General features: G+C 74.1%; 12 protein-coding genes. 6 read left to right on the top strand and 6 right to left on the bottom strand.

Features of this window, described 5'->3' with window-relative positions:
• Window positions 1-299 precede the first annotated feature (299 nt).
• The 3 genes from OOK41_RS00700 to OOK41_RS00690 are packed head-to-tail and all read left to right on the top strand — an operon-like array spanning window position 300 to window position 3,191.
• Complete coding sequence (locus OOK41_RS00700) at window positions 300-1,238, top strand: ABC transporter substrate-binding protein (protein ID WP_266262428.1); 939 nt, start codon at window positions 300-302, stop codon at window positions 1,236-1,238.
• A gap of 34 nt (window positions 1,239-1,272) precedes the next feature.
• Window positions 1,273-2,349 (top strand): iron ABC transporter permease, encoded by a 1,077-nt coding sequence (locus OOK41_RS00695; RefSeq protein WP_117668398.1) that lies wholly within the window; start codon window positions 1,273-1,275, stop codon window positions 2,347-2,349.
• The gene (locus tag OOK41_RS00690) at window positions 2,346-3,191 is read left to right on the top strand and encodes an ABC transporter ATP-binding protein (RefSeq protein ID WP_266262427.1); all 846 of its coding nucleotides are present in this window, start codon (window positions 2,346-2,348) and stop codon (window positions 3,189-3,191) included. Before OOK41_RS00695 ends, OOK41_RS00690 begins: the two co-directional genes overlap by 4 nt.
• On the opposite strand, the gene OOK41_RS00685 is transcribed toward OOK41_RS00690, so the two are convergent.
• From OOK41_RS00685 to OOK41_RS00670, 4 genes are all read right to left on the bottom strand, one after another.
• Window positions 3,172-3,936 (bottom strand): VOC family protein, encoded by a 765-nt coding sequence (locus tag OOK41_RS00685; protein WP_266262426.1) that lies wholly within the window; start codon window positions 3,934-3,936, stop codon window positions 3,172-3,174. The genes OOK41_RS00690 and OOK41_RS00685 overlap by 20 nt on opposite strands.
• 135 nt (window positions 3,937-4,071) lie before the next feature.
• Complete coding sequence (locus OOK41_RS00680) at window positions 4,072-4,809, bottom strand: ABC transporter permease (RefSeq protein WP_117668400.1); 738 nt, start codon at window positions 4,807-4,809, stop codon at window positions 4,072-4,074.
• A 16-nt stretch (window positions 4,810-4,825) separates the two neighbouring features.
• Complete coding sequence (locus OOK41_RS00675; RefSeq protein WP_117668401.1) at window positions 4,826-5,767, bottom strand: ABC transporter ATP-binding protein; 942 nt, start codon at window positions 5,765-5,767, stop codon at window positions 4,826-4,828.
• A 133-nt stretch (window positions 5,768-5,900) separates the two neighbouring features.
• On the bottom strand, window positions 5,901-7,913 hold the full coding sequence (locus OOK41_RS00670; protein ID WP_266262425.1) for an AAA family ATPase: 2,013 nt from the start codon (window positions 7,911-7,913) through the stop codon (window positions 5,901-5,903).
• A gap of 365 nt (window positions 7,914-8,278) precedes the next feature.
• On the opposite strand from OOK41_RS00670, the gene OOK41_RS00665 reads away from it, so the two are divergent.
• From OOK41_RS00665 to OOK41_RS00655, 3 genes are read left to right on the top strand one after another with little or no spacing between them, the layout of a single operon-like run.
• Window positions 8,279-8,860, top strand: coding sequence for a helix-turn-helix transcriptional regulator (locus OOK41_RS00665; protein WP_117668460.1), 582 nt, complete (start codon window positions 8,279-8,281; stop codon window positions 8,858-8,860).
• A gap of 60 nt (window positions 8,861-8,920) precedes the next feature.
• Window positions 8,921-10,240, top strand: coding sequence for an MFS transporter (locus tag OOK41_RS00660; protein WP_117668403.1), 1,320 nt, complete (start codon window positions 8,921-8,923; stop codon window positions 10,238-10,240).
• Window positions 10,241-10,273: 33 nt separating this feature from the next.
• Window positions 10,274-11,125 (top strand): menaquinone biosynthetic enzyme MqnA/MqnD family protein, encoded by an 852-nt coding sequence (locus OOK41_RS00655; protein ID WP_117668404.1) that lies wholly within the window; start codon window positions 10,274-10,276, stop codon window positions 11,123-11,125.
• 90 nt (window positions 11,126-11,215) lie between these two features.
• Here OOK41_RS00655 and OOK41_RS00650 read toward each other — a convergent pair whose 3' ends face one another.
• Together OOK41_RS00650 and OOK41_RS00645 are read right to left on the bottom strand one after the other, a co-directional pair.
• Window positions 11,216-12,166, bottom strand: a complete 951-nt coding sequence (locus OOK41_RS00650; RefSeq protein ID WP_266262424.1) for a hypothetical protein — start codon at window positions 12,164-12,166, stop codon at window positions 11,216-11,218.
• Window positions 12,166-13,116 carry a hypothetical protein gene (locus tag OOK41_RS00645; RefSeq protein ID WP_266262423.1) on the bottom strand — a complete coding sequence of 317 codons (951 nt, stop codon included), beginning with the start codon at window positions 13,114-13,116 and terminating at the stop codon, window positions 12,166-12,168. The genes OOK41_RS00650 and OOK41_RS00645 overlap by 1 nt, the downstream gene beginning before the upstream one ends.
• Between the last annotated feature and the right edge of the window lie 330 nt (window positions 13,117-13,446).

Below are 13,446 nucleotides of genomic sequence, written 5' to 3'. Positions count from 1 at the left end.
CGCTACCGTGGCACCGACCATTCCGCAGCGAAGCCGGTGCGAACCCGGTGCTGTCCCGCAACTGTGATGCCCCACCCGTGGCGTCCGGCCCCCTCCCGGGGCGGACGCGGGGGCCGGCCACGACGGCCGGCTCCGTTTCAGGCGTCGGCCGGTCGGCCGGCGCCGCCGTGTGTGGCGAGCCAGGTCGCCTGCGGCGCGGTCGCGACACGCGCTCTCGAGGAAGGGCGCCTCGCGGACGGGCATCCGCACCACGGCTCCTGTCGGCGAAGCACCACACTCCTCGACCGACAGGAGGACATGTGTTCCGACGTACCCCCCGGATCTTCGCCGCGACCCTCGCGGTGGCCGCGCTCGCGCTCGGCGCCTGCGCCGAGAAAAGCTCCGACGACACGCCCGCCGCCGGCGGCAGCTCGGCGGCCGGGGCGTTCCCGGCCACCGTCGGCAAACTGACGCTGGAGAAGCGCCCGGAGAAGATCGTCTCGCTCTCGCCGAGCGCGACCGAGATGCTCTTCGCCATCGGCGCAGGCACGCAGGTCACCGCCGTCGACGACAACTCGAACCACCCGCCGGAGGCACCGAAGAGTGGCCTGTCCGGCTTCCAGCCGAACGCCGAGGCGATCGCCGGCAAGGCCCCCGACCTGGTGGTGCTCTCCAACGACACCAACAAGATCGTCGATCAGCTCACGACGCTGAAGATCCCGGTGCTGCTCGCCCCGGCGGCGGCCACGCTGGACGACTCCTACCGGCAGCTCACCGACCTGGGCACGCTGACCGGCCACGCCACCGAGGCCGCCGACGTCGTGCGGCGGATGAAGGACGACATCGCCAAGCTGACCAAGGACCTGCCGCAGCGGTCGACGAAGCTGACGTACTACCACGAGCTGGGCCCGGAGCTGTACAGCGCGACCAGCAAGACCTTCATCGGCTCGATCTACGCCCTCGCCGGCCTGGAGAACATCGCCGACCCGTCGGACGCCGACGGGCGCAACGGCGGCTACCCGCAGCTCTCCCAGGAGGTCATCGTCAAGGCGAACCCCGACTTCGTCTTCCTGGCCGACACCAAGTGCTGCAAGCAGAGCCCCACGACCGTCAAGTCGCGCAGCGGCTGGGCGGGCGTCACCGCCGTCAAGAACAACCAGGTCGTCGCGCTCGACGACGACATCGCCTCGCGCTGGGGCCCGCGCGTCGTCGACCTGCTCCGGTCCGTCGTCGACGCCGTCGCCAAGGTGCCGGCGTGACCCTCGGCGGCGGGCGTTGAGCGGGCTCACCGCCGTGCGGAGGGCACCGGCCACCACCCCCGTGGGCCGGCCGGCCGGGCTGCGGCCCGGCTGGCTGGCCGTGGGGGTGGTGGCCGTGCTGGTCGCGCTCGTCGCCGGGGTGTCCCTCGGGCCGGTCAGTCTGCCCCCCGGCAGGGTCGCCGCCGAGCTGGTCAACCTGCTGCCCGGGGTCCGCCTGGACAGCGGGCTGACCGAGCGCGAGATCGCCATCGTCACCGAGCTTCGGCTGCCGCGGGTGGTGCTCGGGCTGCTGGTCGGCGGGCTGCTCGCCCTGGCCGGGGGCTGCTACCAGGGCGTCTTCCGCAACCCGTTGGCCGATCCGTACCTGCTCGGGGTGGCGGCCGGGGCCGGGCTCGCCGTCACCGCCGTGATCGCCCTCGGCGCCGGGGCGGGCGGCGCGCTGACCGGGCTCCCGGTCACCATCCCGCTGGCCGCGTTCGTCGGCTCGCTCGGCGCGGTCGCCATGACCTACCTGCTCGGGGCGACCGGCGGGCGGGGACGCTCGACGGCGACGCTGATCCTGGCCGGAGTGGCCGTGTCCGCGTTCCTCTCCGCCGGCCAGACGTACCTGCTCCAGCGCAACTCCGACACCATCCAGCAGGTCTACTCCTGGCTGCTCGGGCGGCTGGCCACCGCCGGCTGGCACGACGTCCGGCTGGTCCTGCCGTACTTCCTGATCACCACCGTCGTGGTGCTGCTGCACCGCCGCGAGCTGGACGTGCTGTCGGTCGGCGACGACGAGGCCACCGGCCTCGGCCTGCACCCGCAGCGCTCCCGTTACCTGCTGATCGCCGCCGCCTCGCTCGGCACCGCCGCCGCCGTGTCCGCGTCCGGGCTGATCGGCTTCGTCGGGATCATCGTCCCGCACACCGTGCGGCTGCTCGCCGGGTCGAGCTACCGGGTGATCCTGCCGCTGTCCCTGCTCTTCGGCGGGGCGTTCCTGGCGCTGACCGACGTGGTCGCGCGGACCGCCGCCGCCCCCGCCGAGATCCCGATCGGCGTGGTAACCGCGCTGCTCGGCGGCCCGTTCTTCGTCCTGGTCCTGCGCACCGCCCGCCGGGTGCTGACGTGAGCGCCCCGGCCGCCGGTGCCTCCACCACGTCCAATGTCTCCGGCGCGCCCGCCGTCGAGGTGCGGGACCTGCGCGTCACCCTGGGCGGCGCGCCGGTGCTGCGCGGCGTCGACCTGCGCGTCGAGCCGGGCGGGTGGGTCACCGTGATCGGCCCGAACGGCGCCGGCAAGTCGACCCTGCTGCGCGCCGTCGGCGGCCTGCTGCCCGCGCCGGGCGCCATCTCCCTGTTCGGTACGCCGAGCGAGGCGCTGCGCCGCCGCGACCGCGCCCGGGTGGTGGCCACCGTCGCCCAGTCCCCGGTCGTCCCGGCCGGCATGTCGGTCTTCGACTACGTGCTGCTCGGCCGGACCCCGTTCATCCCGCCGCTGGGCCGGGAGTCCGCCGCCGACCTGGCCGCCGTGCGGGACGTCCTGGACCGTCTCGACCTGGCCGGCTTCGGCCGCCGGGAACTGGCCACCCTCTCCGGGGGCGAGCGGCAGCGGGTCTTCCTGGCCCGGGCGCTTGCCCAGGGCGCCACCCTGCTGCTGCTCGACGAGCCGACCAGCGCCCTGGACATCGGCCACCAGCAGGAGGTGCTGGAGCTGGTCGACCAGCTCCGCCGCGAGCACGGCCTCACCGTCCTCGCCACCATGCACGACCTCTCCCTGGCCGGCGAGTACGCCGACCGGATGGTCCTGCTGGCCGCCGGCCGGGTCGCCGCCGCCGGGCCGCCCCGCGACGTGCTCACCGAACACCTCCTGGCGACCCACTACCGGGCCTCCGTCCGCGTCCTGCCCGGCGAGCACGGCCCGCTGGTGGTCCCCGTCCGCCCCCGCGCCGGACTCAGCCGGCGAGGGCGATGACGGAGAAGAGGGCGCCCTGCGGGTCGCGGAGGGCGGCGAGCCGACCCTGGGGGATGTCACGGGGCGGGACCAGGATCGTGCCGCCCAGCTCGGCGGCCCGGGCGGCGGTGGCGTCGGCGTCCGCCACGGCGAAGTAGACGGTCCAGTACGCCGGCAGATCGGCGGGGAAGCCGTCGCCCAGCGGCGGGATCATCCCGGCCACGACCCGTCCGCCCAACCGCCACCCGGTGTACGTGACGGGCTCCGTCGGCTGCTCCTCCGGATGCCAGCCGAAGACCAGCTCGTAGAAGACCTGCGCACCCTCCGGATCCGGGGTGACCAGCTCGTTCCAGCTCATCGCCCCGGGGGCGTTGAACAGCTCCGCCCCCGGGTGGGCCATCGGTTGCCAGACGCTGAACACCGCGCCGGCCGGGTCGGCGAAGACCGCCATCCGACCCTGGTCGAACACGTCGAACGGGGTGACCAGCACCTGCCCGCCGGCCGCCTCCACCCGGGTGGTGACCAGGTCCGCGTCGTCCGTCGCCACGTACGTCGACCAGATCGGCACCTGGTCCCGGGTGGCCGGTGGCCCGGCGCCCGCCACCGACCGGCCGTCCTTGAGGAAGGTGGTGTAGCCGGCCGCCTCCGGCTGCGGGGCGACCCGGCCGGTCCAGCCGAACAGCTCCGGGTAGAAGCGCCGCGCGTCCGCCAGGTCCGGGGTGGCCAGGTCGGCCCAGCACGGCGTGCCGGGCGGGACGGTGCTCACGCTGACCCCTCTCCGCAGGGGGCGGCCCCGGCGGGACGCCCTGCCCGCATCCTGGCATCGCCGCCGGGCCGGGCGGGCGGAATTGGGGCGAACTGCCCCGGGTGGGCGTCGACCGCCGGGCCTCCGCGCGGCGCGTCAGTGGAAGCGGCGTCCCTCGTCGCGCCGGTACGCCCACCCGGCGAGGGCCGCCAGCACCACGATCCAGACGCCGAGCATGGCCACCGACAGCGGCGCGGGACGCCAGGGGCCGACCGCCGCCCACATCAGCTCGACCGCCCCCCGGGTCGGCAGGTACGGCGCGATCGTCTCGACGAACGCGGGCGCGTCGCCCGGGGCGGAGAGCAGCCCGCCGCCGAACGCCAGCGGGAAGAAGACGACCTGGGCCACCACGATCGCCGCCTTGCTCGGCAGCGCGTACCCGATGGCCAGGCCCAGCAGGGTGAACGGCACCGAGATCAGCCCGACCGCGGCGACGGCGAGGCCGAACGCCCCGGGGCTGATCCGGGCGTCGGTGAGCAGCGCCGCGATCACCACCACCGGCAGCAGGGAGAGGAGGGTCAGCGCCAGCCCCGCGAGCACCCGGCCCGCGAAGCGCGGCGCCGGCCCGGCCGGCAGCGTGCGGGTGTACGGGTTCCAGGGCTGGGCGCGGTCCTCGGCCACCCCGACGCCGTACTGGAAGATGTTGGCGCTCATCACGGCGAAGGTGACCATGGCGGCGGTGGCGTAGGTCGCGCCGGTCGGGTCGTCCCCGGCGAACGGGACCACGAAGAAGAGCATCGACACGGCGGGGAAGAAGGCGCTGCCGAAGACCGCCACCGGGATGCGGATCGTCTCCAGCAACTGGTAGCGGGCGTGCACGAGGGCGAGTCTCACGGGAACCGGTGTCTCCTCAGGAGGCGGCGGGCTGGCCGGCGTGGTCGGTGGCGGTCGGTGGGGCGTCCGCCCCGGCGGGGACGGCGTCCTGCCCGCCGGGCGCGGTGATCGCGAGGAACGCCTCCTCCAGCGAGGTCGGGCGCACCTCCAGGTCGTGGAACGGCGCTCCGCTGGCCACCAGTTCCCGCACCAGCCGGTCGGCGTCGGTGGTGAGCAGGTGGGTACGGTCCTCGACGCGCTCGACCCGGACCACCCCGGGCAGCGCCGGCAGGTCGTCCGCGACCAGGCTGACCCGGCGCACGCCGACCACCCCGCGGATCGCCTCGGTGGTGTCGTCGGCCAGCACCCGGCCCTGTCCGATCACCACCACCCGGTGCGCCAGCGCCTCCACCTCCTCCAGGTAGTGGCTGCTCAGCAGCACGGTGCCGCCGTCGGCGTGGAAGCCGCGGATCGCCTCCCAGAGGGTGCGCCGGGCCTCGACGTCCAGCCCGGTGGTCGGCTCGTCGAGGACCACCAGCCGGGGCCGGCCGATGAAGGCGAGCGCCACGGCCAGCCGGCGGCGCTGGCCGCCGGAGAGCCCGCCGGTCTGCCGCCGGGCCTGGTCGGTGAGGCCGAACCGGTCCAGCAGCTCGCCCCGGGGGACCGGGTCCGGATAGTGGGCGGCGACGAAGTCGACCACCTCGCCGACCCGCAGTGTGCCGGGCAGGCCGGTCTCCTGCGGGGTGACCCCGATCTGCCGGCGGTGGGCGGGGTCACGCGGGTCGCCGCCGAACAGCTCGACCCGGCCGGCGGTGGGCCGGCGCAGCCCGACCAGCAGGTTCAGCAGGGTGCTCTTGCCTGCGCCGTTCGGGCCGAGCAGGCCGACCAGCTCGCCCGCGCGTACGTCGAGGCTGACCCGGTCGAGGGCGAGCACGTCGCCGTACCGGCGGGTGGCCTGGTCGGCGCGGGCGAGGATCATGACGGCTCCTTCGGATCGGCGGGCGGACGGCTGCCGCCGCCCTATGGTGTACCCCCCGCGCGCCACCGGGGACAGAGGCATTCGGCCGGTCCCGCGATCGCCTAGAGCCGGTGCGGTGCGGCTGACCCGTCGTTCAGTCCAGCGGGGCGGGCAGCGGGGCGGTGTGCAGCACCGTCAGGCGGGAGACCGCCCGGGTGAGCGCCACGTACAACCGGTGCAGCCCGCGCGGCTCGGCGGCCACGATCGCGGCCGGCTCGACGACCACGACGTGGTCGTACTCCAGGCCCTTGACCAGGGTCGCGGGCACCACGGTGACCCGCGCGGCGGCCTCCACCTCGTCGGCGGTGGCGGTGTCGATCCCGGCGGCGGCCAGCGCCGCGCGCAGCCCGGCGACCGCGTCGTCGGCGGCGATCACACCCACCGAGCCGTCGTGGCCCAGCGCCGCGCGCACCTCGACCACCGTCGCCGCCGCCGGGTCGGCCACGGTACGCACGTCCAGCGTCCCGTCGCGGCGCAGCGACTCGGCCGGGGGCACGTCGACCTCAAGCGCCGGAAGCAGCCGGTTGGCGAACGCCACCACGGCGGCGGGTACCCGGAAGCCGACGCTCAGCGGCACCACCGCCGCGTCCGGCTTGCCCAGGTGGGCCAGGGACTCCCGCCAGTTGCGGGCGGCCCACGGGGCGGTGCCCTGGGCCAGGTCGCCGAGCAGGGTGATCGACCCGTGCTCGCTGCGCCGGGCGATGGCCCGGCACTGCATGGGGGACAGGTCCTGCGCCTCGTCGACCACCACGTGCCCGAAGCCGGCGGGGCGCTCCAGCAGCCCGGCGGCCTCGTCGACGAGCACCGCGTCGGCCGCCGTCCACTTCGTCGCCTTCGGGGTGCGCGCCGGCTTCGCCCAGGTCAGTAGCGCCTGCTCGGCGTCGGTGAGCACCCCGTCGGCCGCCGCCGCGAGCGCCGCCGGGTCGGCGAGCAGGCTGTGCACCAGGCCCTCCGGGGTGAGCGCCGGCCAGGCCGCGTCCAGGAAGTCGGCGACCGGGCGGCACTTGCCCATCCGGCGCAGCCAGGCATCGCCCGGCGACTCCGCCCGGCGGGCCTCGGACTGGCGTTGCAGCAGGCCGACCACCCGGGCCCGGACCCGCTCCCGCCCGGTGGTGTACGGCAGCCCCTCCCGGCGGGTCTCCTCGACCACCCGGTGCAGCGGGTCGAGGCCGATCCGCCAGCGGAACGACCCGTCGGACACCATGATCGGCTCGGCCGGCACGGCGACCCGCGACTCGACCGCCCGGCGCAGCACCTCGGCCATCCGCGGGTCGTGCTTGAGGGTCGCCACCGCCGGGTCCTCGACCGCCCGCACCGGCACCCGGGTGATCAGATCCTCCACGGTCGCCTGCGCGACCTCGACCTCGCCGAGCGCCGGCAGCACCGCCGCGATGTACGACAGGAACGCCCGGTTCGGCCCCACGATCAGCACCCCGGAGCGGCGCAGCCGTTCCCGGTGCAGGTAGAGCAGGTATGCCGCCCGGTGCAGGCCGACCGCCGTCTTCCCGGTGCCCGGCGCGCCCTGCACGCAGATCGAGTCGGCCAGGTCGGCGCGGACCAGTTCGTCCTGCTCCGGCTGGATGGTGGCGACGATGTCCCGCATCGGCCCGACGCGGGGGCGCTCGATCTCGGCGGTGAGGATGCGGCTGGCCGTGCCCAGTTCCTCGCCCCGGTCCAACCGCTCGTCCTCGAAGCTGGTCAGCGCGCCACGGTCGAAGCCGAAGCGGCGGCGCACGGTGACGTCCTGCGGGTCGCGGGCGCTGGCCCGGTAGAACGCCCGGGACACCGGCGCCCGCCAGTCCAGCACCATGGGCTCGCCGAGGTCGTCGGTGACGTGGCGGCGGCCGATGTGGTGCTCCTCGTCGCCGAACGTGAGCCGGCCGAAGAACAGCGGGGTGTCGGGCTGGTCGGCCAGCTCGGCGACGCGACGGGACAGGGTGCGCCCCAGCGTCTCGGCCGTGAACGCGTCGCCGGCGACGTTGTGGCCGGTGGCGAAGAGGGCCTCGGTCCGTTCGCGCATGCGGGCCAGCGCGGCACGGGACGCGTCCAGGTGGGCCCGTTCGGCGGCCAGTTCGGTGTCGAGTGAAACGGGGGCGTGCAGGGTCATCCGACGTACTCCTCGGCGAGGGAAACAAACGCTGCCGCTCGCGTTTCCGACATCGGGGGCCGGCGCGGGACGTCCGCTGCGGTGCTCGACACCGCGGCCGTCGGCGGGGGCGAACAGTCTACGCCCCGTCCGGCTGCCCCGTCGCGGACGTACTCGGCCACGTCGGAGCGCATCCAAGGTCGGTGCGGATCTGACGTCGAGCAACGCCGCTATTCGTGCTGTTCCCGTGCTCCCAGCACAAACGTGCCTTTTCCCTGGCGACCCTCGATCAGGCCCTCGGCACAGCGACGACGATCAGCGGTTGAACGACGCCCTCCTCGACGGGTCGATGGCACCGGCGACCCGTGGGCGGGATCATGGGGGCCATGACCGAGGCACGGCCCGAGCGGCAGCGGGTGACGATCAGCGATCCGCAGGTGATGCGGGCGTTGGCCCACCCGGCCCGGCTCGCGATCATGGAGCATCTCAGCTCGCTTCCGGGCGGGGCCACCGCCACAGAGTGCGCGGAGCTGGTCGGGCTTTCGCCGAGCGCGACCAGCTACCACCTGCGGGCGCTGGCGGGGTTCGGCCTGGTCGAGCAGGCGCCGAGCCGGGGGGACGCCAGGGAACGGGTGTGGCGGGCGTTCAGCCCGTCCTACCACGTGGACGCGGGTCAGGCGGCCGACTCCGAGGCGCGGGCCGCCGAGCTGGCCCTCGTGGAGGCGCACATCGCGCGGGACACGCAGCGGACCCGGGACTGGCTCCGCCGGGCGCCTGAGGAGTCCCCGGAGTGGTACGCCGTCGGCTCGTTCAGCGACAGCGTGCTGCTGCTCACCGCCGAGGAGTTGGCCGCACTCAACGAGGCCGTCCATGGCCTGCTGGAACCGTACCGCCGCCGGCTGCGGCAGGACCCGCCGGCCGATGCGCGCACCGTCGCGGTGCAGTGGCGGTCGGTACCCATCGACTGAGCGGCCCTGCCGGGCTGGAGGGGATTGCCAGCGGCAAGTGTGAAGGATTATTTTCGAAGCATGTCCTTCGCATCTGTTCGGTCGCGCTGGTCCGACGTCTGGCTCGCCACCGTCGCCCGGGGCGTCTCCAGTTGCGGGGACTTCCTCGCGGCGAGCGCCCTCACCCTGGCCCTGCAGTCCGCGGGGGCCGGCGGGACGGCCGTGTCGGGGCTGCTGATCGCGGCGACCCTGCCGCTGGTCGCGCTCGCCCCGCTGACCGGGCGGCTCGCCGATCGGGTGGACTCCCGCACCCTGCTGGTCGGGGCTGGCCTGGCCCAGGCCGCGATCTGTCTGGCCCTCGCGTACGCCCGGCACCCGGCCCTGGTGATCGGCCTGGTGGCGTTGCTCGCGGCCGGCCTCGCGGTCACCCAGCCGGTGCTCTCCGCGCTGGTGCCGGCGATGGTGCGGCCGGCCGACCTGCCCCGGGCCAGCGCCCTCAACCAGACCGCCGGCACCCTCGGCGCACTCGCCGGCCCCGCGCTGGCCGGTCTGCTGGTCGGCGGGTTTGGCACCCGCCTGCCGCTGCTCGTGGACGCCGCCAGCTACCTCGTCCTGGTCGCCGCCGGTCTGCTGATCCGGACGCGCCGGGGCGGTGCCCGGTCCGCCGCCCTGACGCCCGGGGCAGGGCCGACGCCCGGGGCGGAGCCGGCGACGCGCGGGGCCGGGCCGACCGCAGCGGGCTGGCGGCTGCGCCGGGACCGGCTGCTCGTCGCGATGGTGGCCTCGCTCGCCGGGGTGATCGGCGCGGTGGGGGCGATCAACGTGATCGAGGTGTTCTTCATCCGGGAGACGCTGGGCAGTTCCACCACGGTCTACGGGCTGGTCACCGGGTCCTGGACGCTCGGCGTCGTGCTGGGTGCGTGGGCGCTCGCCCCGCTGGCCCGCCGGCTCACCGACGACGGCCGGCTGCTCGGCACGGGCCTGCTCCTGCTCGGCGGCTGCTGCGTCGCGGTGCTGGTCTCCGCCGCGGTGCCGTCCGCCTGGCTGCTGGTGCCGGTCTGGCTGCTCGGCGGGGTGGCCAACGGCGGGGACAACGTCCTGAACAACGTGCTGATGGCACGCCGGGTGCCGCAGGTGGCGCTGGGCCGGGCGTACGCCGTGTTCGGCGCGGCCACCCAGGGCGCCTCGATGGTCGGGTTCGCGGCGGGCGGCCTGCTGCTGGAGCTGGCTGAGCCCCGACCGCTGGTGGCGGCGTGCGGCCTCGCGGGGACGCTGGCGGTCGGGGCGTTCGCCGTCCCGGTCGCCCGGGCAGCTCGCGCGGAGCGCGTCGCCGCCGCCCGGCGGGGCGGGGCGGTCCTGCGGCCGGATGCGGAATTGGCCACTTCGAGAGCCGCCCGCTGAGCCCCGGACGGGCCCCGGGGATACGGTCACAGCATGGCTGACCGCATCGCCCGCCCCCGGGTCGGACACATCCAGTTCCTGAACTGCCTGCCGATCTACTGGGGTCTGATGCGCTCCGGTGCCCTGATCGACGTCGATCTGCACAAGGACTCGCCGGATCGGCTGAGCGCCGCGCTCGTCGCCGGTGACCTGGACATCGGGCCGATCTCGCACGTCGAGTACCTGCGCCACGCCGACGAGCTGCTGCTCCTGCCCGACCTCGCGGTGGGCAGCGACGGCCCGGTGCTCTCGGTCAACGTGGTGTCGACCCGGCCGCTCGCCGAGCTGGACGGGGGCCGGGTGGCCCTCGGCTCGACGTCCCGCACGGGCGTGCTGCTGGCCCGACTGCTGCTGGGCGAGCGGTACGGCGTGCACCCCGAGTACTTCCGCTGCCCGCCCGACCTGACCCAGATGCTGCTGGAGGCGGACGCCGGGGTGCTGATCGGCGACGTGGCGCTGCGGGCGCTCTACGAGGCGCCCGGGCGCGGCCTGGAGGTCACCGACCTCGGCCAGGCCTGGCGGGACTGGACCGGGCTGCCGATGGTCTTCGCCGTCTGGGCGGTACGCCGGGACTTCGCCGCCGCCCACCCCGGCCTGGTGAAGGAGGTGCACGAGGCGTTCCTGCGCTCGCGTGACCTCTGTCTCGTCGAGCTGGACCAGGTGGCCGAGGCGGGCGCCCGGTGGGAGCCGTTCGACGCGGACACCCTGGCCACGTACTTCCGGGCGCTGGACTTCTCGCTCGGCGCGCGGCAGGTGGCCGGGCTGCGCGAGTTCGCCCGTCGGGCCGCCGAGATCGGCGAGGCCCCCGCCCTGCCCGAGGGCGGCCCGCGGTTCTTCGCCGGCTGACGGCGTGGACCGGGTGGGGTGCGGGGACGCCCACACCGGGCCCCCCGGACCGGCCACCCCGCCGTCGCGGGGCGGGGACACGCCCGCCCGTCAGGTGGTCGAGCGCAGCACCGCCTCGGTGATCTTCTGGCAGTTCTTCATGCCGTACTCGTAGCCCATGCCGATCGGGTAGCGGACCATCACGCCCATCGTCCAGTCGTCGCCGATGGCCAGACAGTTGATGTGCATCTCCTGCTCCCTGGTCCGGTCGATCCAGCCGTTCTTGATGGCGATCTTCTTCTGCTCCGACTCTGGGAACGCCTTGCGGATGCCGAAGTCACCGGCGCCCCGGACGAGCCGCATCTCGTTGATCAGCCACTTGGTCCACTCGGGTCCCGCCGCGCGACCGTCCTTGATGCACGCGCCGAGTCGCGCGGTGTCCCGGGGGGAGAGGTTCGTCCGGCTCCAGCCCCCGTCGGCGGCGACGCTGCTGTCGGTGGTCTTGCAGATGGAGATGAGCCGCTTGATCGACGCGGACCGGCCGACGGAGTTGTAGAACTGCTCGGCCCGGGTGTTGTCGCTGTCCCGGATGATCCGGGTGGCGTCGGCGAGCTTCGCGTCGCTCGGCGTCTGCCCGGCCTCGTCGGCCCGGCGCAGGTAGTCGGCGACGATCCAGGCCTTGATCAGCGACGCGGTGGTGCTGGTCTCGTCCATGTTCTTCGAACCGATGATCTTCCCGGTCCGGGTGTCCAGCACGCTCCAGGCGTACCAGCCCTCGATGTCGAGGTCGATCTGCCTGTCGGCGAACGGCAGCGGCTCCGGCGACGGCGACGGGCTGGCGCTGGGGCTGGGGCTGGGGCGCGAGCTGCGGTCCGGCGGGGCGTCGGCCGCCCGGTCGACCGGGGCGGACGGGTCACCCCACCTGGCGGCGGCGGCCGAGGCCAGCGGGGAGCCGGGCATCAGCCGTAACGACACCAGCACGAGCCCGATCAGGACGACGGCGATCACGATCAGCCGCAGCGGAGATGCCTCCCCGCCGCGGGCCCGGCGGCTGCCCGCCATCAGAGCTTCCCGACCGGCTGCTGCGGCACCTTGAGCGCGGCGCCCGGCTGCGGGGTGACCAGTTGGGTCGCCACGCTGGCGCAGACCTTCGCGCCGTAGGACAGACCGCTCTTCTGCGGGTAACGCAGCATGACGGCGAGGCTCCACTTCTCGGTGACCGCAAGGCAGTTGACGTGCCAGTTCCCGTCGTAGTTCAACGGGGTCCAGCCGTTCTTGATACTGACCGGGCCCTGCGTCCTTATCTCGGCGGGCAGCCCGTCGACGATTCCCCACTTGCCGCCGCCGGAGCGGGTCTGCTGCTCCTTGACGCTGCCGCGAACCTTGCTCATCTCGTCCAGCAGGTACGACGTCCACTTGGGGCCGGCGGCCGTGCCGTCGGCGACGCAGTCGCCGAGCCGGACCGCGTCCCGGGGTGACATCCGGGTGAAGCTCCACCAGCCGACGTAGCCGGGCACGTTGCCGGACTTGGTGTCGGTCAGCTCACAGGTGCTGATCATCCGCTTGATCGTCGCGGCCTTGCCGACTGCCGAGTACAGCGCGTTGGCCGAGTCGTCGTTGCTGTCCCGGATCGCCGTGCTGATCTGCTTGCGCCGTTCGGCGGGCAGCGGCTTGTCGCCGAGCTGCCGCAGGTAGTCGGCGGCGAACCAAGTCTTGATCATCGACTCGGTGGAGTTGGTCGAGGCCAGGTTCTTCGAGCCGGAGATGGTGCCGGTGGCCCGGTCCATCAGGGCCCAGGAGAAGAACTCGCCGGAGAAGCTCACCGAGACCGGGCCGGCGGCCAGGGTCGGTGGCGGTGGGGCGGTCGGCTCGGGGACCGGCACGCTCTGCGCGCCCCCGCCGGATCCGCCGGTGTCGTCGTCGGAGAGCCGGGCGTACGCGGCGGGAACCAGCATGGCGCTGCCGAGGAGGACCGCCACGACGGCGAGCACCATGGCCACGCGAGGTCGCATGAGTGGATGAGCTCCAGATGTCAGGGCCGGGGGACCGGTCGTTTTCCGAAAGGGTCGGCGTGATCGCCGAGGCCGGGGGAAGTGGCCTCCGTCTGGCGCTGGCAATCGTCGGCAGCCGATCGGTGTGACCGGCAAAGTCTACGTCCGGACGGCCCTGACGCCAGGATCCGACGCCTGTCAGGTTGCTATGAAGGCGGGATAATGGACCGCTTTGCCATTCTTGGGGGCTTTCACCTTTGTTCAGTGACCCATGTCATATCCGCCATCCAGCCTGCGTCGGCACCCTGAGTGGCCGATTCGTGGCGGAAGGTGTCTTCGGAAACCTGTGAC

It is taken from the genome of Micromonospora sp. NBC_01655 (assembly GCF_026339755.1).
In the GTDB taxonomy this organism is placed as follows: domain Bacteria; phylum Actinomycetota; class Actinomycetes; order Mycobacteriales; family Micromonosporaceae; genus Micromonospora.
This window is presented reverse-complemented; position numbering and strand designations above follow the sequence as displayed.